The organism is Mesorhizobium sp. LNJC394B00 (assembly GCF_000502555.1).
In the GTDB taxonomy this organism is placed as follows: domain Bacteria; phylum Pseudomonadota; class Alphaproteobacteria; order Rhizobiales; family Rhizobiaceae; genus Mesorhizobium.
This window is the reverse complement of record NZ_AYWH01000008.1, coordinates 166650-189819: the sequence shown is the minus strand read 5'-3', so window position 1 is coordinate 189819 and position 23170 is coordinate 166650. Positions and strand designations below refer to the sequence as shown.

Here is a 23170-nt window from a genome sequence, read left to right as displayed (position 1 = left end):
TTTGGGACAAAGACATGCATGAAGACAAACAAACAAATCACACCGCGATCTATGACCTCAAGGGCCTGAACTGCCCCCTGCCCGTTCTCAAGGCGAAAAAACGCCTGGCGGCAATGCAGCCGGGCAGCCGGCTTTGGCTGGAGACCACCGACCCGCTGGCGGTCATCGACATCCCCGCCTTTTGCGCCGACGCTGGCCACCAGCTTGTTGAAACATCAGCCGTCAGCGGCGGCCACCGCTTCCTGGTCGAACGCGGCGCATAGCGAGCCTGACAATCAGCCCCCGGCTATCGCCAGCGGATTGCTCTCCAGCGCCGCGCGATCCGGCGTGTCGATCGACGGCCGGTTGGTGAAGGCGGAAAACAGCCGGCGCACATAATCTTCCGGCATATCGAGCGTGATCAGCACCAGCCTGGTGCCGCGTTGGCCGTCCGGCCAGGCCAGCAGCCGCGCCGGCGGATGCAGGATCTTCTGCACCCCGTGGACGACAAGCGGCCGTGACGGGTCCTCCGCAAGCTCGATGACGCCCTTCATCCGCAAAAGCTTGTCGCCATGCGCAGAACGCAGCAGGTCGAGGAACATCTCGATCGCCGAAAACGGCACCGGGCCGTCATGGACCAGCGAGTAGGAGCGCACGCGGGAATCGTGGCGGTGGTGGTGCTCATGCTCGCCGTGGTCACGATCATGATGATGGTGGTGCTCATGGGCGGCTTCTTCGCCGAGCCAGCGCCGGACATCGGCGGATTTGGTCGCCGGATTGTAGAGGCCGCAATCGAACAGCGCCGTGACGCCGGTTCGGCCGTCGCCGGCGTCCAGCACCACGGCGCCTGGATTGAGCTGATGGAGTCGCGTTCGCAAAGCATCGACGTCGCCGGGATCGCTGGCCAGATCGACCTTGGTCAGCACGATGCGATCGGCGACCGCCACCTGCTTGACCGCCTCGACATGGCCGTCGAGCGTCGCATTGCCGTTCACCGCGTCGACCAGCGTGATGACGCCATCAAGTCGGAAGGCCTGCACAAGGGCGGGATGCGCCATGATCGACTGCAGCACCGGCGCCGGATCGGCGAGCCCGGTGGTTTCGACAACGACGCGGGCAAGGCGGGCGATACGGCCGGTCTGCAGCCGGTCGACGAGGTCAGCCAGCGTATCGACCAGTTCGCCGCGCACCGTGCAGCACAGACAGCCGTCGGACAACTGGATGATGCCGTCCGAGGCCTGCTCGACCAGCAGGTGGTCGATCGCCACCTCACCGAATTCGTTGATGATGACGGCCGTGTCGACCAGTGCCGGATCTTTGAGCAGCCGGTTGAGCAATGTCGTCTTGCCGGCGCCGAGGAAGCCGGTGACCACCGTGACGGGTATCGGAAAGCCAGCCATCGCCTAGTTGGCGGCTTTGACCAGCTGGTCGCCCTGCACCGCGGTTGCCTGGCCCACCACGGCCGGTTCGGCGCCCTTTGGTGCCGGAATGTCTGGCCGCCAGCTCGGCAGCGGCACATCGGCGTATTCCTGGCCGCCCTGGTCGAGCATCGCCTTCGGCGCCGGCCCGGTGGCGCCGCCGAGGCCCACGGCAACCAGCGTCGGCACGTGGTCGAGCTTTTCCTGATAGGGCGATTTCGGCACGTCGGCACCCTTCGCGGCCACCGGCGGAGCCGCCTCGGACTGCTCGTGCGGCGCCTTCTTCCTGCAGATCTCATCATGCATGTCGTTGGGTGACATTGTATCGCCATAGGAAGGCATGGCCGCGAGCGTGAGCCAGTTCGGGTCGGGCGTGGCAAAGCCCTGGTCGAGCAGCCTGGCGGCGGTCTCGGCACGGCTGATCGCCGATTTTTCGCCGAGCACGACCGCGACCAGCGTGCGGCCATTGCGTGTCGCCGAGCCGATCATGTTGAAGCCCGAGGGACAGACGAACCCGGTTTTCATGCCGTCGGCGCCGGGATAGCGCCCGATCAAGAGATTGTAGTTGGAGATCGCCTTCTTGCCGACGGCAAGGCCTTCGATCGAGAACCAGGGGGCGTATTGCGGGAATTCCTTGCGGATCGCCATCACCAGCAGGGCAAGATCGCGCGCCGTCGTATACTGCTCCGGCGAAAACAGTCCGTTCGGATTGACGAAATGCGTTCCGGTCATGCCGAGCCGCGCCGCCTCCGCATTCATGCGAACGGCGAATCCGGCCTGCGAGCCGCCTATGTTTTCGCCGATGGCCATGGCGATATCGTTGGCCGATTTGACCAGCATCATCTTCAACGCATTGTCGAGCCGCATCACCGAGCCCGGCTTGAAGCCCATCTTGCTCGGCGGTTCGCCCGCCGAATGCTTGGTCACCTTGATCGGTGAATCGAGCTGGACCTCGCCGGCGGCAATCGCCCGGAAGGTGACATAGGCGGTCATCAGCTTGCTCAGCGAAGCGGGATACCAGCGCTTGAATGCGTCCTGGTGCTGCAGAACCTTGCCGCTGTTGAGGTCGAACAGGATCACCGGATTGGCCAAAGCTGGCCCAGCCAGCATGGGTAGCGCCAAGCCGCCCGTTAGCAGTAATTTGAGGATATGGCTGTGCCGCATCATGGAATCCGAAATCGCCTCTTGCCGTAGTCGCCCCTGGCTCCGTAAGATTTCGTTACGCGATGGCCAGCATGACCTGATCCGGCCCTCAATTTCCGGATCACATTGTCTGGGGTGCTATTTACCCTATGTGACGCCAAGATGGCAAAGTGCCAAGATGGCAACAAGCATGGCAATCACAATTGCAATCAAGCAGGCCAGATCGTCTGCTCCAACAGCGAGATGGAACCATTATGCCGATTCTCAACCGCGCCGCCGAGATGCAGGATGAAGTTGCCGGCTGGCGACGCCATCTGCACCAGACGCCAGAACTGAATTTCGATGTCTTCAAGACCGCCGCCTTCGTCACCGAGAAGCTGAAGGAATTCGGCTGCGACGACGTGGTGACGGGCCTCGGCAAGACCGGCGTGGTCGGCATCATCCATGGCCGCAAGGGGCAAGGCGCGACCATCGGCTTGCGCGCCGACATGGACGCGCTGCCGATCAACGAGATCACCGGCAAGGCCTATGCCTCGACCGTTCCCGGCAAAATGCACGCCTGTGGCCATGACGGCCATACGGCGATGCTTTTGGGCGCCGCCAAATATCTGACCGAAACGCGCAATTTCGCCGGTTCGGTCGCGGTTATCTTCCAGCCGGCCGAAGAGGGCGGCGGCGGCGGCAACGAGATGGTCAAGGACGGCATGATGGAGCGTTTCGACATTTCGCGCGTCTTTGGCATGCACAACATGCCGGGCCTGCCGGTGGGCCAGTTCGCCATCCGGCCGGGTCCCATCATGGCGGCGACCGCCGAGTTCACCATCACGGTCAAGGGCCGCGGCGGCCATGCGGCGATGCCGCACGGCACGATCGACCCGATCGTCATCACCAGCCAGTTGGTCGGCGCCCTTCAGACGGTCGCTTCGCGCAGCACCGATCCGGTCGAGGCGGTGGTGGTTTCGGTGACGAAGTTCCACGCCGGCGACGCCTACAACGTCATTCCCGAGACCGCCGAGATTGCCGGCACGGTGCGCACACTGAAGAAAGAGATCGCCAAGAAGTCGGAAGAGCGCATCCGCACCATCTGCGAAGGAATAGCCACCGCCTTCGGCGCGACGATCACTGTCGACTATGACGCCAACTATCCCGTGACCTTCAATCATCCGGAAGAAACGGTCTTTGCCGGCGATGTCGCGGCACATGTCGCCGGCGACACCCAGGTCCACCGCGCCATCCAGCCGGTGATGGGCGGCGAAGACTTCTCCTACATGCTGGAAGCCCGACCTGGCGCCTTCATCTTCATCGGCAATGGCGAGACCGCCGGCCTCCATCATCCGGCCTACGACTTCAACGACGAAGTCATACCGCACGGCATGAGCTACTGGGTGAAACTGGCCGAAACGGCGCTGGCAGCCTGACCTGCCCCGACGAAAGGCCGGCCGATTAGCCTTCGGCCGGCCTCTTCATTGCCTTCGGCGAGCCTCTTGGCGAAACGATCGGAAGCGGCTATGTGTCGGGCCGCGTGGTCCCGTAGCTCAGTAGGATAGAGCGGCAGATTCCTAATCTGTAGGTCACAGGTTCGATTCCTGTCGGGATCACCAGCAGCCACAATCAGTCCGTGAGGCGCCCACGAAAGAACGTGGTGCCGTCGGTCAGCTGCGACCTGGAAATATCCCGGAACCCAGCCTCGGTCATCCACGCGCGATACTGACCTTCCGTGTACGATTCGCCTGCGCGGTAAAGGTTCAGGAAGGTGAGATTGAGAAAGACACCCTCAGGCGGGCCGAGACGGTCGTCATCGACGACACCCCACCCCGCAATTGCGATCTCGCCTCCTTGGGTGAGGCAACGCGCCGCGTTCAGGATCGAACTGCGCGCCTGGTCCGGCGGCAGGACCTGGACGACAGCCTTCAGGATTGCCAAGTCATGCCGGCCGGTCGATGGCGCGACCGTTATGTCGCCTTCTTCGACAACCACATCGCCGGCACCGTATTCCGACAGGATCGCTGGTGCGACCGCCGCGACCGTCGGGAGTTCCATCAAAGTCGCCGCAATATGCGGCCATCGCTCGCGAAGACCGACCAGAATGGTCCCGGCGCCGCCGCCGATGTCGATCACCGAACTGACCGCCGAGAAGTCCAGTTCACGGGCGAGATTTCGGCCGAAAATCACCCCTCCCGGTGCGAGCATGCGGCTGAAGGCCGCTGCGGATTCTGGCCCCGCTTCGGAAAAGTCGTGCAGCGCGGCCGGCCGATTCTGCCGCAGCGACTCTGCGGTCAAAAGGTCGGCTCCCCAGAGTTCGCGCAGCAGCACATGATCGCCGCCGCGATAGGTCGGCTTGGACGCGTCAAGAAACTCCGACGCTTCGGCTCCGTTGCGAAACTGACCATCCTCGACGTCGAGGAGACCGATGCTGGCGAGCGCGTAGAGGAGCCGCGACAGACGAGCGGGCTCGACTTTGAGCGCTGCCCCAAGGCTGTCGGCAGTCGCAGCATCGCCGCCGAGCCAGGTGAAGATGCCAAGGTCCAGCCCGGCACGAAGCGCCAAGGCGGGGGGCACCCCTGCGATCAGCTTGTCGATCCGATCGGAATCCACCATGTCATATCCCGTTGTGCGATCCAGGATCGACTTTGAACAGCTCGGCCAACCTCGTCAAATCAGTTCGCCAGCGCGCCGCTCTCCGCGTCGAGCAGGTTCAGCTTGGCGGTATCGGGTTCGACGTAAAGCGTATCTCCGGGGCCAGCGCTGATCCTACCAGCGCCCGCGACCGTTGTGCGCCGGCCCGGCATACCTCAAAAATCCGGCTGTGATAATGGCTGGTCGCGCCTTCGGACGCTACGCAGGCAAGGCCAGCAGCGCCAGTCCGGCCAGCGCCGAGCCGGCCAATGTCGGCAGCATGCCGATCCTCAGTTTCAGCATGGCGACCATGGCGGCCGCCGCCAGCAGCGCGGCGCGCCAATCCAGCGACGACAGCACCGGTAGCTCCATCCCAAGACCAAAACGGTGCAACGCGCCGAAGACGACATGCAGTGCGAACCACAGCGCAAGGTTCATCACCACGCCGACCACAGCCGCCGTGATCGCACTCAGCGCCGCCGACAGCGCCTTGTTGCCGCGCAGCGCCTCGATGTAGGGGGCACCCAGAAAGATCCAGAAGAAGCACGGCACGAACGTCACCCAGAGCGTCAGCAATGCGCCGAGCGATCCGGCCACAAGCGGTCCCATCGCACCGGCGTGACGATAGGCGGCGACGAAGCCGACGAACTGCAGCACCAGGATCAATGGTCCCGGCGTCGTCTCGGCCAGACCAAGCCCATCGACCATTTCACCCGGCGCCAGCCAGCCGAACGAGGTCACCGCTGCCTGCGCGACATAGGAGAGCGCAGCGTAGGCGCCGCCGAATGTGACCACCGCCATCAGGCTGAAGAAGCCGCCAAGCTGTGCCCAAACACTGGCAGGGCCGGTCAGCGCCAGGATCAGTACGACCGGCCCGAGCCAGATCGGCAGCCAGATCGCGATGGTGCGCGGCGCGTGCCATTTCGTCGGCTTGGTGTGAGCGAGGTCGCCGCGTTCGAACATGACGTCGACGGCGCCCCTGACATCGGGCAAATTGTCCTTGCCGCGTGCGGCTCCGGAAAAACGCGCCGGTGCCAAGCGGTTGCCGATCCAGCCGGTCAGCCCTGCAACCAGGATGATCAGCGGAAACGGCAGCCTGATGACATAAATGGCAAGGAACGCGGCCACCGCGATCGCCACCATCACCCGGTTCTTGAGCGCCCGTTTGCCGATGCGGAGGACCGCCTCGACGACGACGGCCAGCACCGCCGCCTTGATGCCGAAAAACAGCGCCTCGATGACAGGCGCATCATTGTAAAGCACGTAGAAGATGCTGAGGCCCAGCATGACAAACGCACCGGGCAGCACGAACAGGATGCCGGCGACGAGGCCGCCGGCGGTCCGGTGCAGCAGCCAGCCGATATAGATGGCGAGCTGCTGTGCCTCGGGGCCTGGCAGAAGCATGCAGTAGTTGAGCGCATGCAGGAACCGCTGCTCGCCGATCCAGCGGCGATCCTCGACCAATTCCTTGTGCATCAGCGCGATCTGTCCGGCCGGCCCGCCGAAGGAGAGCAGGCCGATCCTTGCCCACAGTTTCGCGGCTTGGCGGAAGGTCGGGACGACCGGAGCCTCGGTAGCCTGTGCATCGTCGTCCGCGGCGAGGGCGCTCATGGCGCTTTGCCCGCGCTGGGCCAATTGTGGGTTTCGTCAGTGGCATCGCGGCACCATCTGAAGAACGCATCGTAGAGCAGCATGCCGGCATCAAGCTGTTCGAGATCGTCGCGGAACATGCGCGACAGCCCGAGCGATGCAGCGAGGAACCCGGCCGCCTGCGGTACGAGATCGAGGCGCGCCGTATCGGCTGCACGCACGATCAGCGCAAGGCGATCGAGCGCTTCGGACCGCAACCCGAACTCTTCGATCATCGTGTCGAAGGTGCAGCGCTCGCCGCGATGGCTCCAGAACACGTCGTCGATGTCGAAGGCAACCGCCCCAAACCGATCGGCGGCCGCCAGCACTTCAGACGGCTCGACAAACAGGAACACCGCCGGGGGATCGACGAAGCGGCGGATCAGCCAGGGACAGGCGATGCGGTCGACCTTGGGGCGGGCACGCGTCACCCAGACCGTGCGGCCCTTGTCGTCGCGGGGCGGTATCTTGTCGGCCTTGACCAGAAGTCCCTTGGCCGCCTGCCACGCCTCGAAGCCGCCTTCAAGGGATTCGGCAGCAATGCCCTCATGGCGCAGCCATGCGGCAACGCCTTGCGAGAGCTTCAGCCCCTTCTGGCAGATGACGACAGCATGAGCCCCCGTGAACTCGGCCGCCCAGCTCGAAACAGACTTGAAGTCGCGCCGGCACGAGGCCGGAAGCAGCCGCGGATCGGCGTCGTAGTCTTCGTCGATGCGGACATCGACAAGAACAGGCGCGTCGGACAGACCGACAAGGCGGGAAAGCTGCGCTACGGTGATTGCGGTTGTTGACGGCATGGCGTCCACCTCCAGAGTGAGAGTTTGGACGCGATCATTGGGCTGACGCCTCACGGGGTCGTCGCGAAGGAACCCCTTGCCACAATGCTGGATTGATCCTTCGTCTTTGTCAAGGAAAGAGCGGCGCCGGGGGACCGCGCCTACTGCGCCGTCCAGCCGCCATCCATCGGCAAAGTCGTGCCGGTAATCTGCCTGGCCGAGTCCGAGCACAGAAACAGCGTCAGCGCGGCGAGCTCCTCCACGGTGACGAATTGCTTCGTCGGCTGTGCCGCCAGGAGCACGTCGCGCTTGACCTGTTCCTCGGTCATGCCGCGCGCCTTCATCGTGTCGGGGATCTGCCTTTCGACCAGTGACGTCCAGACATAGCCGGGCGCGATGGCGTTGACGGTGATGCCGTCCTGCGCGACTTCCAGCGCTACCGTCTTGGTCAGACCCGCTATGCCGTGCTTGGCCGAGACGTAAGCCGACTTGAACGGCGAGGCGACCAGTGCATGCGCCGACGCGGTGTTGATGATGCGGCCCCATTTGCGCGCCTTCATGCCGGGCACCACGGCCTTGATCGCGTAAAAGGCGGCAAGCAGATTGATGCGGATGATGGCTTCCCACTTGTCGTCGGGAAACTCCTCGATTGGCGCGACATGCTGTATCCCGGCATTGTTGACCAGAATGTCGAGGCTGCCTAAGGCCTGCTCGGCTTCGCGCACCATGGCGGTCACCGCTGCGCCGTCCATCATGTTGGCGCCGGAGTAGCGGCACTGGACGCCGAAATCCTTCTCGATGCCGGCGCGCTCCTGTTCGATCGCCGCGGCTTCGCCAAGGCCGTTGATCGTGACGTTGGAGCCCTCGGCGGCAAGGGCGCGGGCAATGGCCAGGCCAATGCCGCTGGTCGATCCGGTGACGAGCGCATTCTTCGAAGAAAGGGAACCCATGGAGATCTCGCGACTGTTAGGAGGACTACAAAGGCACATAGTTTGTGCGCCGCAACATGACAATGCCATAACCATATGCCGGCGCCATCACAGCCCTAAAACGCGCTTTGCCGGCCTCGCCGAGCGCCGTCTCAAGGCTGACACGTCAAGGCTGGCACGGCAGTGTTATGGTGCGGCGCAACATAGTCGGCCGCGCATTCGCGCAGTCATTCCTGAAGCATCGATCCAACGAATCAGGGGGGCTGTAGCTTGAAATCGCCGATGTCGTGATGCGTGCCTATGCCATGCCGCTCACTAACCGTCCTTTCCGCCCGGCCCGTATCGCTTCTTCGACCGCGACGCCCTAAGCTATCCCGCAATCTCCAGTAGGGCCGATACCAGCAAGTGGCGTTCGTCGGCGGACAGCACGTCGGAATCGAAGAGGTTCATGCTGCGCAGCCCTTCGATGGCCAGAAAGCAGACCAGCAGCGTCTTGAGGTCCGGCGTCTCGCTCTTCAGCCGCTGCAGCAGCTGTGACTTGAAGGCTTTTATCGGCGTCAGGAAATCCGGATCCTCGGCGATCGCCGAGAATATCCACGAAGCCGTCGGCTTCGGCTCCTCACAATCATCCGCCGAGAGCCGGATATAGGTGGCGAGCAGGCTCTCGCCGCTGGCGCCGGCGACACGGCCCGATTCCAGCGCCAGCTCGAACGCGCGCAGGTAATTCTCCACCAGGCCCTGCATCAGTTTGGCCTTGGTCGGAAAGTTATATAACAGGCCGCCTTTCGACACGCCGGCGCGGCTGGCGACGGCGTCAAGCGACAGGCTGCCGGGACCGGTCTCGCGTGCGACATCGGCGGCGGCGGCGAGTATCTTGTCGCGCGAATTTGCCCTTTGGGTCTTCATCGATCCCTTCCCCCGCACCAGCCTAGGCGGAATTGACAAGACCGTCCAGACGGTACAGTAAGTTCGCCGTCATTTGTAATCGGGACCTGGCGTCGATAAGTGTCCCGCTATTCGGCTATTTTGCCGGACACCGGCCGAGGGGACAGTTCGTGAAGCGCTTCATCTCTATCACCGCAATTCTGCTTCTGCTCGCTCTGGTGTGCGTCGGCGTTGTCGGCTTCAACCTGTTCCGCGACAACGCTATCAAACAGTATTTCGCCACCATGAAGCCGCCGGCGACGACCGTATCGACGGTTGTCGTCAAGCCTTCCGACTGGACGCCGGGCGTCGAGGCGATCGGCACGGTACGCGCCGTGCGCGGTGTCGACCTTACCGTCGAGACCAGCGGCATCGTAAAGGACATCCTTTTCCATGCCAACCAGAAGGTGCCGGTCGATTCGGTCCTGCTGCAGCTCGACGATGCCGTCGAACGCGCGGATCTGGTCGCGGCCAAGGCGCAGTCCGTGTCCGACAAGACGGCGCTCGAACGCGCGCTGGAGCTGCAGCGGCGCGGCGTCGGAACGGATGCCACGCTCGACACCGCTCAAGCCGCTGCATCGGCCTCCGCCGCGCAGGTCAACAAGCTGCAGGCCGTGCTCGATCAGAAGCAGCTGACGGCGCCGTTCGCCGGCACCGTGGGCATCCCCAAGATCGACCTCGGCCAATATCTCTCGCCCGGCAACGCAGTGGTGACCTTGCAGGATCTGGACACCATGCGGGTCGATTTCTCGGTACCCGAACAGCAGCTGCCGCTGCTCAAGATAGGCCAGGCGGTGCGGCTCGGCCTCGGCGGCACCGGCGGCGGCGCCGACATGCCGTTTGCCGGCTCCATTCGCGGCATCGATCCCAAGATCGACGCTTCAAGCCGCCTGGTGTCCGTCCGCGGCGAGGTCGCCAACCCTGACGGCAAGCTGACGCCCGGCCAGTTCGTCCAGGTTCGCGTCGAGCTGCCGCAGGAGAAAAACATTCTGTCCTTGCCGCAGACGGCATTGACGTCGAGCCTCTATGGCGACTTCGTCTTCGTCGTCGTTCCGGCGAAGCCGGCGGAAGGCGCCCCAGCCGCGAAACCCGAGGAAAAGCCTGCCGCGGGGGCCGACGCAGCAAAGCCGGCGGCAGATGCAAAGCCGGCAGACGCGAAACCGGCTGCCGAAGACGCCGCGGCGAAGCCCGCGGACAAGCCGGCTGTCGACCCCGCGAAGCCCGCGGCAGAACCGGAAAAGCCGGCGCTCGTGCTGTCGCAGGTGTTCGTGAAGCCCGGCCGCCGCAACGACGGCATGGTCGAGATCATCGAGGGCATCAAGGCCGGTGACGAGGTCGTCACCGCCGGTCAGAACCGTCTCTTCAACGGCATGTCCGTCGCTGTCGACAACACCATTGACCCCAGCAAGTCGGCTAACCAGCAGGCTCAGCAATGAACTTTTCCGACATCTTCATTCGCCGGCCGGTCCTCTCCACCGTCCTCGCCTGCATGATCCTGCTCCTGGGTTTCCAGGGCATCTTCAACCTGTCGATCCGGCAGTATCCCAAGGTTGACGAGACGGCGATCACCATCACCACCGCCTATCCCGGCGCCAGCGCCGACCTGATCCAGGGCTTCATCTCCGCCCCGATCGCGCGGGCCGTCGCCTCGACCGAGAACATCGACTACGTCACCTCGTCCAGCCGGCCGTCTTCGAGCACCGTGGTCGTCCAGATGAAGCTCGGCTCCAATCCGGATGTCGCGCTCACCGAGGTCCTGTCGAAGGTGCAGGGCGTACGCGGCACCTTGCCGGATGCATCCAAGGACCCGGTCATCGTCAAGGGTACCGGCCAAGAGTTCGCGATGATGTACATCTCGATGCAGAATCCGAACATGAGCAAGGAGCAGCTCACCGAATATATCGAGCGGGTGGTGCGGCCGCGCATGTCGACGGTCGAAGGTGTCGCCGACGTGCAGATCTTCGGCGCCGAGGAATATTCGATGCGGGTCTGGATCGACCCGGTCAAGCTTGCTGCGCGTGGCGTCACCGCCGCCGAAGTGCTGGCGGCGATCAACAACTCCAACTTCCTGTCGGCGCCCGGCAACACCGAGAACGAATATGTCGTCTCCTCGATCACGGTTCGCTCGACGCTGCAGACGCCTGAGGCCTTTGCCGAGCTTCCGCTGCGCTCGACGGACGGCCAGGTGGTGCGCTTGCGCGACGTGGCGCGAGTCGAGCTTGCCGCCGAGAGCACCGACACGAGGGTGAGCTTCAATGGCAAGCCCGGCACCTTCCTCGCCATCTTCCCGACGCCGGCCGCCAACCCGCTGACAACGGCGGAGGCGATCCACAAGATCGTGCCTTTGATTCAAGAGACGCTGCCGAAAGGCATGACCATCGAAATCGTCTACGATTCCACCGAACAGATCAGCGCCTCGATCGATGAAGTGTTCAAGACCATCGCCGAAGCCGTCGCCATCGTCGTCGTGGTCATCCTGTTGTTCCTCGGCTCATTCCGCTCGGTGATGATGCCGATCGTGACCATCCCGCTGTCGCTGGTTGGCGTCTGCTTCCTTTTGTTTGCGGTCGGCTATTCGATCAACCTTCTGTCGCTGCTGGCCATGGTGCTGGCCATCGGCCTTGTCGTCGACGACGCTATCGTGGTGGTGGAGAACATCCATCGCCACATGGAGGAGGACCACATGTCGCCGATGCAGGCGGCCTTCAACGGCATGCGCGAGATTTTCTCCGCCATCGTGGCCATGACCATCACGCTCGCCGCCGTGTTCGCGCCGCTGGCCTTCACCGGCGGCCTGACCGGCGCGCTGTTCCGCGAGTTCGCGGTGACGCTCGCCGGTTCGGTGGTGCTGTCCGGCCTCATAGCCGTCACCATCACGCCGATGATGGCGGCGCGTCTGCTCAAGGCGGGATCGCACAGTCGCTTCCAGCGCGTCGTCGACGGAACCTTCAGCCGTGTCGAGCATGTCTATGAGCGGGCGGTCACCGCCTCCTTGAGAAATCGACCGGTGACGCTGCTGATGGTCGTGGCGCTGGTTGCGCTCACCGGCTTCATGTTCACCAAGACCTCGAGCGAACTGGCGCCGGAAGAGGACCAGGGCTTCCTCTTGTCTATCGTGACGGCACCGCGCTACGCGACCTCGGACTACACCGAGACCTACGTCAACCAGATCCTCGGCCTGGTGAAGGACATTCCCGAAACCAGGGCGCAATTCTCCGCCGTTGCCTTTGGCGGCGCCACCAACGGCGCCTTTGTCGGCTTCGCCTTCAAGGATTGGGCCGAGCGCCAGCGCAACTCAAAGGAGCTTCAAGCCGATATCCAGGGACGCCTCGGCAAGGTGGCCGGCGTCGAGGCCTTCGTCTTCGCGCCGCCGACGCTGCCGGGCTCCGGCGGCGGCCTGCCGATCTCCATGGTGGTGCGCTCGACCGGTGGTTCCGCCGAGGTCTACGAGGCGGCCGAGCAGATTAAGAACAAGGCGCAGGCCTCCGGCCGCTTCATCGTCGTGCAAAACTCGATGTCCTTTGACGCTCCGCAGGTGACGGTGACCATCGACCGCGACCGCGCGGCGGCTCTCAACCTGCCGATCGCCGACATCGGCCAGACGCTGACGCTGCTGGTCGGCGGCGCCGAAGTGGCTCAGTTCGACCGCGACTCCAACAGCTACGACATCATCCCGCAGGTGCCGAAGGAATTCCGCGACAATCCCGAGAAGCTCGGCGAATATTTCGTGCGTAGCGTGACCGGCGAAATGGTGCCGCTTTCAGCGGTGGTGAAGATTTCGACCAACGCCGCGCCGGCCGCGATCGAGCAGTTCAACCAGCTGAACTCGGCGACGATATCAGCGCTGCCGCTTCCCGGCGTCACCACGGGCGACGGGCTGCAGACCCTGGAGAACCTTGCCAAGGAGAGCCTGCCCGATACCTTCTTCATCGATTATTCCGGCCAGTCCCGGCAGGAGAAGGAGCAGGGCAACACGATCCTTATCGCGTTCGCAGCCGCCGTAATCGTCATCTATCTGGTGCTGGCGGCGCAGTTCGAAAGCTTCCGCGACCCGCTGATCATCATGATGGCGGTGCCACTGTCGATCTTTGGCGCCATCGTGCCGCTCAATCTGGGGCTTGGAACGCTCAATATCTACACGCAGGTCGGCCTGATCACACTGATAGGTCTGATCACCAAGCATGGCATTCTTCTGGTCGAGTTCGCCAACCAGCAGCGCGAGCTGCATGGCATGAGGCGGCGCGATGCGATCGTCGCCTCGGCCAAGGTGCGCTTGCGGCCGATCCTGATGACGACAGCGGCGATGGCGCTCGGCGTCGTGCCGCTGATCGTGTCCAGTGGTGCTGGTGCGGCGGCGCGCTATTCGATGGGCCTCGTGATCTTCACCGGCATCCTGGTCGGAACCATGTTCACCCTGTTCGTGGTGCCGATGTTCTACACCTTCATCGCCAGCAAGGACCTGCCGCACCACGCCGAAAAGCCAGACCCGAAGCTGATGCCGGTGCACGCGGACTGAGCTGCGAACGGCGTTAGCGAACAAACGAAAAGAGGCCGGAAATTTCCGGCCTCTTTTTTGACTGGATTGATTTACCGCGAAGCTCTGATGGAGCTTCAGGCGGGAACTTGCGGTGCGGCATGACCTGGCCGGCTGCGCTGCACCATCGCTCCAAACGCAGTCTGCTACTTGACGATGACGATGCTGGTGTTGGTCGGGCCGAAGGTTTCGACCAACTGGTAGAAGTCGGCGGCATTGTCGGGATGCAGCCGCACGCAGCCATGCGACGCCGGCCGTCCCAGCCGCTTGATGGCGTTGGTCGCATGCACGGCGTAGCCGCCGCTGAAGAAGACCGAATGCGGCATCGGCGCGTTGTCGTATTTCTTCGAATGCCACATCTCGTGCATGCGGGTCGGCTTGAACGAGCCGGTCGGCGTGACATGCGCACTGTCGCCGGTCGAGACCTTCCAGGCGAAAGTCGGCCGGCCATCGACCAGCACTTCCATGGTCTGCTGCGACAGCGAAACACGCGCCACGATCTGGTTTGCCGCGGCATGGGCGGTGCTGTTGGCGGCGCCAAGCAGAAGCGCGGCGCCGCCGGCTGCGGCGGTGACGTTGATGAGTTTGGCGGAAATGGCTTTGTACATGATGGCTCCTCTTTGCCGGTCCTGCCGGCGTCAATTCGGTGGCCGCCTTATCCCCGCGCCATGTTTCAGACTGACTTCGCTGAGGCTCGTTTGTGTTTCGAATCTGTTTCCTCTGGTTAACAAGCAAGGTGGACAAGGGAAGCGTGCTCCGCCTTCGCTGCGCACTCCCGATCACGCACCGCGCTCCCAAACGAAAGTGCTGATGTCCTTATATGAAAGAAGATTGGCTTCGCTCGAAACCGACTTGCAACAAAGCGCGGCCTGGGCGGCATGATCTGGTTACAGGCTCGCGGCACAGTCATCCCAACGAGAACAGCCGGCGCCAACGAAAATGAGCATCAAATCGACCACCCTGTCCTGGCTCTTCAGGATAAGCATCGCCGCATTTGTCGTCGGCGGCATCGGCACAGTAGCCGGCACCCCGATGACGAAACTGGCGGTGATGAATTCGGGTGAGATTTCGACGCTGCATGCCGCGCTGTTCATAGCCTTGGTCTGGATTGTCTCCAGTCTGCGCATCAACCGTCTCAGGGCCCTCTGGCGGGTCGGCCTCGGGTTGAAGTGGATGCGCGGCCCCTCCGGCAACTTGCTGCCGAGAGGACCGAAGGCCCGCGTCGCAACGGGGGGCTCCGTGGGCGACGCGGGCACTTCGGGTTTATCCTGAAGCACCCGCGGTTCTGATTTTTGGGGACAACCGATGAAGACGAAATCTGCAGCCTCCGTGCTTTCGGTACTGCTCTATGCACAAGGCCTGCTCGGCTTTGCCGGTCTCGCCACGGTTCTCCTGAAGGACCGCGCGCATGCCGCCAGCGAAATCGTAGTCGCCAGCGAATTGCCGTCGGGACCATCGCTTCTGGTGGTGCGCTGACGCCTATGCATGGCGCCCGAGATTGCGCAGCTTTTTTGGGCGAGCCGAGGAACAATCCAGCCTCCCGACCCTCAGTCGGCGCGCTGCGTCGGCGGGTCGAACCGGTAGCCTGCGCCGCGTATAGTTGTGATGGTTTCGGTGTCGAGCTTGCGGCGCAGCCGCACGATGCGCGAATCGATCGAGCGGTCGAAGGCATCGGCATTTTCGGCGGGCGCCGCCGCAATGATGTCGTCGCGCGTCAGCACCTTGCGCGGGCTGGCCAGAAACAGCCTGAGCAGCGCCACCTGGCCCGGCGACAGCTGTTCTTCCGTACCCGAACGGTGCATGACGATGGCCGACCGCAAATCGACGGTGGCATTTTCCAGCACGATCAGTTCCTGGGCGGACCTGCCGCGCCGCGTCAGCAGGCCGCCGATGCGCGCGGCAAGCTCCCTGACATTGAGCGGACTTTCGACGACATCTGCGGCGCCAAGCTCGAGCGCCAGCACCTTGTCGACCAGATCGGCCGGCCGGCAGATCAGGATGAAATCCGGCCCCGCCTTCCCGTCCGCGCTCTGGCCGCCGCCATAACGCCTGAGCAGGTCCCGCCCTTCCGCCTGGCTGAGGCTGTCGCCGACGATGACGATATCGATGCCTCCGGCCGAAAGCAGGGATTCAGCTTCCCAGGGCTGCCGCGCCTCGCGCACGTCATGGCCGCGCCGGTCGAGATGATCGGCAAGATCGCCGGCCACCACATCGGCGACGGAAACCAGCGCGATGACGGATCGTGCAGCCATGTTTTTCTTCCCGTTCCCCCGCAACCGGATATGAGTGCTGGACATCATGTTTATACCCAATCTACTTTCCGCTGAAAGCGGGAGCGAGGCCATAGTGCGGGCACGGATTGTCATCGTCGAGGACGAGCCCGATCTCCGGGACGCGGTCGCCGAGTATCTCGGCGCCAACGGCTACGATGTGACCCAGGCCGGAAGCGCGGCCGAGGCGCGCGCCTTGCTGGAGACGGAATCGTTTCATTTGGCCATTCTCGACATCGCCATGCCGGGCGAGGACGGACTGTCGCTCGGCCGCTGGCTGCGCTCGAAAATACCGGTCGGCATCATCTATGCCACGGCTGCCGGCACCGCACTCGACCGCATTGTCGGGCTGGAGCTTGGCGCCGACGACTACATCGTCAAGCCCTACGAGTTGCGTGAGGTGCTGGCTCGTGTGCGCAGCGTGCTGCGCCGCGTTCCGCAGCCGAGCCCGCCCCAGGCGGCGAAGACACAAGCCGATGGCGGCCGCCGCCTGACCTTCGGCCCGTTCCAGGCCGACCTCGACGGCAGGCTTGTCACCGGCGCCAACGGCGCCGTCATCGACATGGCCAAGAGCGAGTTCGATGTGCTGGAGGTTTTCCTGACCCGCGCCAACCGGCTGTTGACGCGATCGGCGATCTCCGAGGCGATTGGTTTTGTTGAGGATCCTGAATCGTCGCGCGCCGTCGACATTCGCATCATGCGGCTGCGCAAGAAGATCGAAACCGATCCGGCCAATCCGAAATTTTTGCGCACAGTGCGCGGCGAAGGCTATATCTTCTCGCTGCCGACCGGTGACGGGCACTAGAGCAATTACAGGAAAAGTGTACGCGGTTTTCCGCCCGGAATTGCGTAAAAACAAAGAGATAGAGGCTTCTCCGTTTCCGTGAAACGGTGAAACGCTCTAGCAATTCCAGGAACAGTGCGTAGCGATTTTCCGTTCGGGATTGCATTGAAACATGGAGCGTTTCACCTTTTCGTGAAATGCTCCATAGCTGCCTAATTCGACGGCCCTTTACTGATGGCTGACATGACCGCTGAACCAGCACCACGTATGGACCCGCAAGGCGCTCGCCAGAGCGCCGCGATGGCGGCTGTGCGCGTCGTCCGCCGGTTGCGCGATGCCGGCGACTGGCAGCGCGAGATGGAAACCATCCTCGAAACGCTCTGCAGCGCCATGAATTGCCAGCGCGGCATCCTGTTCAGGCTGCGCGAATTGCCCGGCCAGGGCTTCGCCCAATCGGTCGCCGCCTACTGGATCGATCCTCGCTTCGGCGGCGAACTGGCTTCGCCGACGGTGATCATGCAGTCGATCGTCGATACCGATCCGCTGCTGGAGCGGATTGGAGAGGACGAGCGGCAAGGCAAGATCTTCGCCGGCCATACGCGCGATCTCGACGGGTTCCTCAGGGCCGATTTCGAAAAGCAGCACATCAAGTCGTTCCTGTCGGTATCGGTGTTCGCGCACGGTCATCTGTGGGGCACGTTCGCGGTCAATGACTGCCTAAACGAGCGCGAATGGACCGAAGAGGAAGAGGCGACGATGCACATCATCGCGCTCGCCATCGGCGACGCCATCGAGCACTCGCCGTCCGACGCCCATGCCAGCGAAGTCATCCGCCGCACCATGCTGCAGGCGTCGCTCGACGCCATCATCGTCATCGACGAGACCGGCTCGATCATCGAATTCAATCCGGCCGCCGAAAAGATGTTCGGCTATCAGCGCAGCGACATCCTCGGCAAGGACCTGCTCGATACCGTGGTGCCGGAATATTACCGCAAGGGCTATGTCTCGGGCGCCGAATACATGTCTGGCCGCGGCGCGCCGATGGTTGGCCAACGGCTTGAGACCGTGACACAGAATGCGGCCGGCGAGGTGTTTCCCATCGAATTGACGGCGACCGAGATGCGGGTGGCTGACCGTCAGCTCATCTTCGGTTCGATCCGCGATCTGCGCGATAAGCTGCGCGCCGAAGAAGAGATCAACCGCCAGCGCGAAAAACTGCACCAGAACGAGAAGATGGCGGCGATGGGTTCACTGCTGGCCGGTGTTTCGCACGAGCTCAACAACCCGCTCGCCGTGGTCGTTGCGCAGTCGACGCTGCTGCATGAATTCGCCACCGACCCGCAGACCAAGGTTCGCGCCGAGAAAGTGCGCGCCGCTGCCGAGCGCTGCGGCCGCATCGTCAAAAGCTTCCTGTCGATGGTGCGCCTGCATCCGGCGGCGCAGGCCGAGACCGATCTCAACCAGGTGATCCGCGCCGCACTCGAAGTAACCGCCTATGGCGCACGCTCGAGCGGCATCATCATCGACACCGATTTCGCGCCCGGCCCGCTGCTGGCGATGGCCGATGCCGACCACGTCACGCAGGTGGCCGCCAATTTCCTGATCAACAGCCAACACGCTCTGGCCGGTATCGGCGGCGACCGCCTGATCAAGGTGCGGACATTCCGCAGCGATCGCGGCAACCCCGGGTTTTCGGTCGAGGACAACGGACCGGGCATTCCCGAGGCGATCCGCAGCCGCATCTTCGAATCCTATTTCACCACCAAGCCGGTCGGCGTCGGCACCGGCATCGGCCTGTCGATCTCGAAATCGATCGTCGAGCGCCACAACGGCAATATCTGGTTCGAGGAGGTGCTGCCGCGTGGCGCGCGCTTCGTCGTCCAGCTGCCGGTAATCACCGGCGGCGCGGCAGCAGCCGGCGACAGCCCGGCTCGTTCCAGCGGCTTGCGCCATGCGCTGATCATCGACGACGAACCCGACGTCGCCGGCTCCCTCTCCGACATCCTGGAACTGATGGGTATCAAGTCGCGGGTCGTGCCGGCCTGGACGTCGGCGGCGGCGACCTTGACCGGCCACATGCCGCCAGACATCGTCTTTTCCGACTTGCGCATGCCCGGCACCAGCGGCATTGCCATCTACCGCGAATTGCTCGCCGACAACCTGGCGCTGGCCAAACGCTTCGTGCTGGTCACCGGCGACCTGATCGGCGCCAAGGCCGAGATCGAAGCCTTGCCGGCGCCGCAGCGCCCGCAAATCCTGGAAAAGCCGTTCTCGACGCTGGACGTCCGCGGCGTACTCTCGGCAATAGCCGACCAGGTCGCCGCCGCCGGCTAAGTTTTCGGAAGCACCCATGTAGGGTCTATCGAGATTCGGGTCAGGCCGAGTCGAGAATGGTGGTTCCCGAGAACCGGAGCGGAGCGTACTTGAAGTACGCGAGCACCGGAAGCGCAGGGAACCTCCATGCGCAGGCCGGCCTCACCCGAATATCGATAGGCCCTAAAAAGGAGGCTCCCGACCGAGGGAAGCGGCGGGAGCCAAGAACGAGCGCGGGAGGAAGCGCTCGGGAGGTTCAGAAAACGTTGGGTGTCGTGGTCAGCGGCGCTGCGTTGGCGATCATGCGGACGGAACGCGCCTTGTGCACGCCGGACTGGGCGGCGATGACGCGCAGGCACTCCGCGCTCTCGGCGCCCCAGGCCTGACCCTGGCAGGCAAAATCGATTTCCGGCTCCGGCAGCCGGGCGGTCTTGATGGTGGTCGGCGCGCCCTGGACAACATTGGCCGGCGGGTTGAGCGAAGCAAAAGCCGGACCGGAAGCCGGTGTCAGGAACATGACGGCCAGAGCGCAGGCGCCCAGCATGGAGAACATCGCAACCGGATGGTCGCTGGCGCGCTGACGCAGTGCCAGTTTGGCGCGTCGTTCGTTGCTAGTGATCTCGACTTTCGTATGCATTGCTGCTCCCCTTCGTTTTCTTATGAAACGAACCTAAGCGCGCCTGGTAACGGGCGAATGATGCGCTTGGCTTGCCCGCGTAACAGGTTTGAAACAAGAAATTCGGGCATATCCGGACAGATCCGGTCATGTGCCGACGGCAAGATGCGTTTGCGAAGCTGTTTCATCCGGGCAATCAAATGTTGACGACAGGCGGGCCGCGAACGCACCAAGCCCGCTTCCTGTCGGCCGCACTATGAACAAGCTCACACTGCGGATCGAATTTGCGGACGCCAGGTATTTTCGTCTCGGAGCGGGCCGTGTTTTGAAGCTCGGCACGGCCAAATCCGCATGCCGGACAGCTATTTCACGCCCCCGGTTAACGCCCGGATATTCCGGGATTTTCTGGCTTTCAGCTGGTCCTGTTGTGCCGACTTGAAAAGTTGTGATTTCTACAAGCCATTGCATTTCAATGTAAAATATGGTTTTATTGAATGAGTATTCAATAAAAGAAGAGCTTTTTTATGAACCCGCATCTCCGTGACGTGGCGATCCCCAATGATTGGGACCGGCGGGGTCTGCCGGGCTGGAGTTATCACTCCGACGCGCTTCTCGAACTTGAGAAGGAATACGTCTTCCGCAACCATTGGCAGATCGCCGGCCATGTCTGCGACGTGCCGAATGCCGGCGACTATCTGACTATGGACGTGGTCGGCGAGCGGGCGCTCATCGTGCGCGGCAAGGACGGCGTCGTGCGCGCCTTCAACAACATGTGCCGGCATCGCGGCAGCCGCGTCGTCGCCGACAGCCAGGGCACCTGCAAGAACGCGCTGGTCTGCCCGTTCCATGGCTGGGTCTACAATCTCGACGGCACGCTGCGCGGCGCCGCCCGGCCGCGCTCCTTCCCCGAGCTCGACAAGACCGAATTCGGCCTGATGCCGCTCGACCTTGAGATATGGATGGGCTTCATCTTTGTCCGCTTTCGCAAGGGCGGCCCGCAGCCTTCGGTGGCCGAACTGTTGAAGCCGATCGAGGCCGAGATGGCACACTACAACGTGGCCGAGATGGTGCCGTCCTGGGGCATCTGGACACAGAAAACGCCGGTCAACTGGAAGTCGGTGCGCGACGTCGACAATGAAGGCTACCACGTCGCCATGGCGCATCCGGCGCTGCAGGATCTCTACGGCTCGACCTATTTCGACGAGCCGTTCATCAACGGCGTGTCGCGCTCGTTTGCCACCTACAATCCGCATGCCGGCCGGCGCTGGAGCGTGCGCGAATACATCAAGCTCACGCCCGATGCCTCACACCTGCCGGAGCATCTGCGCAGGGCCTGGATCTATTACGGCATCTTCCCCAACAACGCGCTGTCGATCATGCCGGAATCGGTGCAGTTCTATCAGGAGTTCCCGCTGTCGACCGGCGAGACGCTGCTGCGCGGCGCCATCTACCGCTACCCCGACGAGACCCGGGAACAGGCGGCCGCCCGCTATCTCGCCTACCGCATCGACCGCGATACCATGAACGAGGACGTGCAGCTTTCCGTCTGGTCAAACGAGTCCATGATCTCGGAGGCCTTCGAGGGTTTTTATCTCTCCGACCTCGAATACGGTGTGCGCACCCACCACGACCATCTGCGCAAGCAGATCCCGGTGCTGGGCCTGGAGACGGCGCCGGAGGAGAAGGACATGTGGAACCTCAATGAGGCTATGCGCTCGCAGGTGTAGGGGCGGAACTGCCAGTCACCCCTGCCACACGCCCTCTTTGCGCAGATCATCCATGGTCCGCGAAATGCCTTCGCGCAGGATCGCCACCATGTCGTCGATCTGCTCTCGCGTGATGATCAGCGGCGGCGACATCACGCACATGTTGATCAGCGGCCGGACCAGGAGGCCGAGTTCGTGGCAATGCGCGTCGATGCGCTTGCCGACATCCTTGTCGAGCTGCAGCGGATCCTTGCTTTCGCGGTCGGCTACGCACTCGACGCAGCCCATCAGGCCCATGCCGCGGACTTCGCCAACCAGCGGCAGTTCCTCCAGCGTCTTCAACTGCGCCTGGAAATAGGGCGCGACATCGCGCGTGTGGGCCAGCACGCTGTCTTCCAGGATATCGAGGTTCTTCAGCGCCACCGCGCAGCCGATGGGATGACTGGTATAGGTCAGGCCATGGCCGAACATCGCATCGGGATGGTTGGAACGGCGCATTTCCTGAAGCAGCCGCTCCGAGATGATGACGCCGCCAAGCGGGAAATAGCCTGATGTAACGCCCTTGGCGAAGGTGATCATGTCGGGGTCGATGCCGAAGCCATCGCCGGAGGCAAAGACATGGCCGAGCCGCCCGAAGCCGGTCACCACCTCATCGGAGATATAGAGGATATCGTTGTCCCTGCAGATTTCGCGAATGCGCTGGAGATAGCCATCCGGCGGCACGACGACGCCGCCGGATGCCTGCACCGGTTCGCCGACGAAAGCACCGATCTTCTCTGCGCCGACGCGGGCGACCGTATCGCGAAACTGATCGACCAGGAAATCGCAGAAGGCGGCGATGTCAATGCCTTTCGGCCGCCGGAACGGGTCTGGCGAGGACAGTTTGACGACCAGATCGTCGGCGCCGTCCATCCAGTCGCGGTCGCGCGGCCGGCCGTTGAGCGAGGCCGACAGATAGGTCGAGCCGTGATAGGCGCCGCCGCGGCTGAGGATCAGCTTCTTTTCCGGCCGCCCGCGCACATTGTTGTAGAACTGCATGAAGCGCAGCGCCGTCTCGACAGCCGACGATCCGCCGGTGGTGAAGAAGGTATGGCTGAGATCGCCCGGCGCATGATCGGCGAGGCGCTTGGCGAGCTCGGCCGACGGCGCATTCATCGTATACCAGGGCGTGTTGTAGGACAGCATCATCGCCTGGTCGTACATCACCCTGGCCAGCTCCTCGCGGCGGTGGCCGACATTGATGCACCACATGCCGGCCGGCCCGTCGATCAGTCGCTTGCCTGTTACATCGGTGATGTAGATGCCATCGCCCTCGCCAATCAGCGCACGCGCTTCATTGCCGACCGAGCCGGCATAAGGCCAGGGCTGGATGAGATGGCGCTTGGCCAGCTCGACCGCATCGCCACCGTCAGCCATTTCCATCGCTCTTAGGTCTCTTGCAGCCGCCATCATTGCCTCGCATCGTCTGAGCGTAATTTCACCGGACAGAAAGCGAAGCGCCAAGGGCAGGAAAGCCGGCTTTCTTCACTTCAT

At 63.2% G+C, this 23170-nt stretch carries 20 protein-coding genes and 1 tRNA gene; 10 read left to right on the top strand and 11 right to left on the bottom strand.

All coding sequences use genetic code 11. The annotated features are described in order from the left end of the window. Positions 1–14: 14 nt before the first annotated feature. Positions 15–263, top strand: coding sequence for a sulfurtransferase TusA family protein (locus X751_RS140305; RefSeq protein ID WP_027050749.1), 249 nt, complete (start codon positions 15–17; stop codon positions 261–263). Positions 264–275: 12 nt separating this feature from the next. Here the strand turns inward: X751_RS140305 and X751_RS140310 are convergent, their stop codons facing one another. Both X751_RS140310 and X751_RS140315 read right to left on the bottom strand, forming a co-directional pair. Then, the gene (locus tag X751_RS140310; protein WP_023745798.1) at positions 276–1379 is read right to left on the bottom strand and encodes a GTP-binding protein; all 1104 of its coding nucleotides are present in this window, start codon (positions 1377–1379) and stop codon (positions 276–278) included. 3 nt (positions 1380–1382) lie between these two features. Next, complete coding sequence (locus tag X751_RS140315; protein WP_023745797.1) at positions 1383–2561, bottom strand: D-alanyl-D-alanine carboxypeptidase family protein; 1179 nt, start codon at positions 2559–2561, stop codon at positions 1383–1385. Positions 2562–2794: 233 nt separating this feature from the next. Between X751_RS140315 and X751_RS140320 the strand changes: the two genes are divergently transcribed. Together X751_RS140320 and X751_RS140325 are read left to right on the top strand one after the other, a co-directional pair. Next, entirely contained in the window at positions 2795–3958 is a 1164-nt protein-coding gene (locus X751_RS140320) for a M20 aminoacylase family protein (RefSeq protein WP_023745796.1), read from the top strand. 106 nt (positions 3959–4064) lie between these two features. Then, positions 4065–4141, top strand: a tRNA-Arg gene (locus X751_RS140325). A gap of 10 nt (positions 4142–4151) precedes the next feature. Here the strand turns inward: X751_RS140325 and X751_RS140330 are convergent. The 5 genes from X751_RS140330 to X751_RS140350 all read right to left on the bottom strand — a co-directional run bounded on the left by X751_RS140330 (position 4152) and on the right by X751_RS140350 (position 9396). After that, a complete protein-coding gene (locus X751_RS140330; protein WP_023683939.1) occupies positions 4152–5138 on the bottom strand; it encodes a methyltransferase in 987 nt (328 codons plus the stop codon). Positions 5139–5375: 237 nt separating this feature from the next. After that, positions 5376–6767, bottom strand: a complete 1392-nt coding sequence (gene chrA / locus X751_RS140335) for a chromate efflux transporter (RefSeq protein ID WP_023690134.1) — start codon at positions 6765–6767, stop codon at positions 5376–5378. Then, positions 6764–7582 carry a sulfurtransferase/chromate resistance protein gene (locus tag X751_RS140340; protein WP_023745795.1) on the bottom strand — a complete coding sequence of 273 codons (819 nt, stop codon included), beginning with the start codon at positions 7580–7582 and terminating at the stop codon, positions 6764–6766. The genes chrA and X751_RS140340 overlap by 4 nt, the downstream gene beginning before the upstream one ends. Before the next feature lie 140 nt (positions 7583–7722). Then, complete coding sequence (locus X751_RS140345) at positions 7723–8511, bottom strand: 3-hydroxybutyrate dehydrogenase (protein WP_023670056.1); 789 nt, start codon at positions 8509–8511, stop codon at positions 7723–7725. A 348-nt stretch (positions 8512–8859) separates the two neighbouring features. Then, a complete protein-coding gene (locus X751_RS140350) occupies positions 8860–9396 on the bottom strand; it encodes a TetR/AcrR family transcriptional regulator (protein ID WP_023670057.1) in 537 nt (178 codons plus the stop codon). 149 nt (positions 9397–9545) lie between these two features. Here X751_RS140350 and X751_RS140355 point away from each other — a divergent pair, with 149 nt between their 5' ends. Together X751_RS140355 and X751_RS140360 are read left to right on the top strand one after the other, a co-directional pair. Continuing rightward, entirely contained in the window at positions 9546–10850 is a 1305-nt protein-coding gene (locus tag X751_RS140355) for an efflux RND transporter periplasmic adaptor subunit (protein WP_023670058.1), read from the top strand. Continuing rightward, a complete protein-coding gene (locus tag X751_RS140360) occupies positions 10847–13930 on the top strand; it encodes an efflux RND transporter permease subunit (RefSeq protein ID WP_023696405.1) in 3084 nt (1027 codons plus the stop codon). Before X751_RS140355 ends, X751_RS140360 begins: the two co-directional genes overlap by 4 nt. 164 nt (positions 13931–14094) lie before the next feature. On the opposite strand, the gene X751_RS140365 is transcribed toward X751_RS140360, so the two are convergent. Then, positions 14095–14556, bottom strand: coding sequence for a L,D-transpeptidase (locus X751_RS140365; protein ID WP_023670060.1), 462 nt, complete (start codon positions 14554–14556; stop codon positions 14095–14097). 331 nt (positions 14557–14887) lie between these two features. On the opposite strand from X751_RS140365, the gene X751_RS140370 reads away from it, so the two are divergent. Both X751_RS140370 and X751_RS1000000166055 read left to right on the top strand, forming a co-directional pair. Next, complete coding sequence (locus X751_RS140370; RefSeq protein WP_023670061.1) at positions 14888–15220, top strand: hypothetical protein; 333 nt, start codon at positions 14888–14890, stop codon at positions 15218–15220. 33 nt (positions 15221–15253) lie between these two features. Next, positions 15254–15424, top strand: a complete 171-nt coding sequence (locus X751_RS1000000166055; protein ID WP_023670062.1) for a hypothetical protein — start codon at positions 15254–15256, stop codon at positions 15422–15424. Positions 15425–15495: 71 nt separating this feature from the next. On the opposite strand, the gene X751_RS140375 is transcribed toward X751_RS1000000166055, so the two are convergent. After that, positions 15496–16200, bottom strand: coding sequence for a response regulator transcription factor (locus tag X751_RS140375; RefSeq protein ID WP_023670063.1), 705 nt, complete (start codon positions 16198–16200; stop codon positions 15496–15498). 94 nt (positions 16201–16294) lie between these two features. Here X751_RS140375 and X751_RS140380 point away from each other — a divergent pair, with 94 nt between their 5' ends. Then, positions 16295–17023, top strand: a complete 729-nt coding sequence (locus X751_RS140380) for a response regulator transcription factor (protein WP_023670064.1) — start codon at positions 16295–16297, stop codon at positions 17021–17023. 222 nt (positions 17024–17245) lie between these two features. Then, complete coding sequence (locus X751_RS140385) at positions 17246–19336, top strand: hybrid sensor histidine kinase/response regulator (protein ID WP_023670065.1); 2091 nt, start codon at positions 17246–17248, stop codon at positions 19334–19336. Positions 19337–19571: 235 nt separating this feature from the next. Here X751_RS140385 and X751_RS140390 read toward each other — a convergent pair whose 3' ends face one another. Further along, positions 19572–19952 carry a hypothetical protein gene (locus X751_RS140390; protein ID WP_023670066.1) on the bottom strand — a complete coding sequence of 127 codons (381 nt, stop codon included), beginning with the start codon at positions 19950–19952 and terminating at the stop codon, positions 19572–19574. 503 nt (positions 19953–20455) lie between these two features. Here X751_RS140390 and X751_RS140395 point away from each other — a divergent pair. After that, positions 20456–21658: an aromatic ring-hydroxylating dioxygenase subunit alpha gene (locus tag X751_RS140395; protein ID WP_023696407.1), complete on the top strand. Its 1203-nt coding sequence runs from the start codon at positions 20456–20458 to the stop codon at positions 21656–21658. A 15-nt stretch (positions 21659–21673) separates the two neighbouring features. Here X751_RS140395 and X751_RS140400 read toward each other — a convergent pair whose 3' ends face one another. Continuing rightward, positions 21674–23086, bottom strand: a complete 1413-nt coding sequence (locus X751_RS140400) for an aminotransferase (RefSeq protein ID WP_023745794.1) — start codon at positions 23084–23086, stop codon at positions 21674–21676. Between the last annotated feature and the right edge of the window lie 84 nt (positions 23087–23170).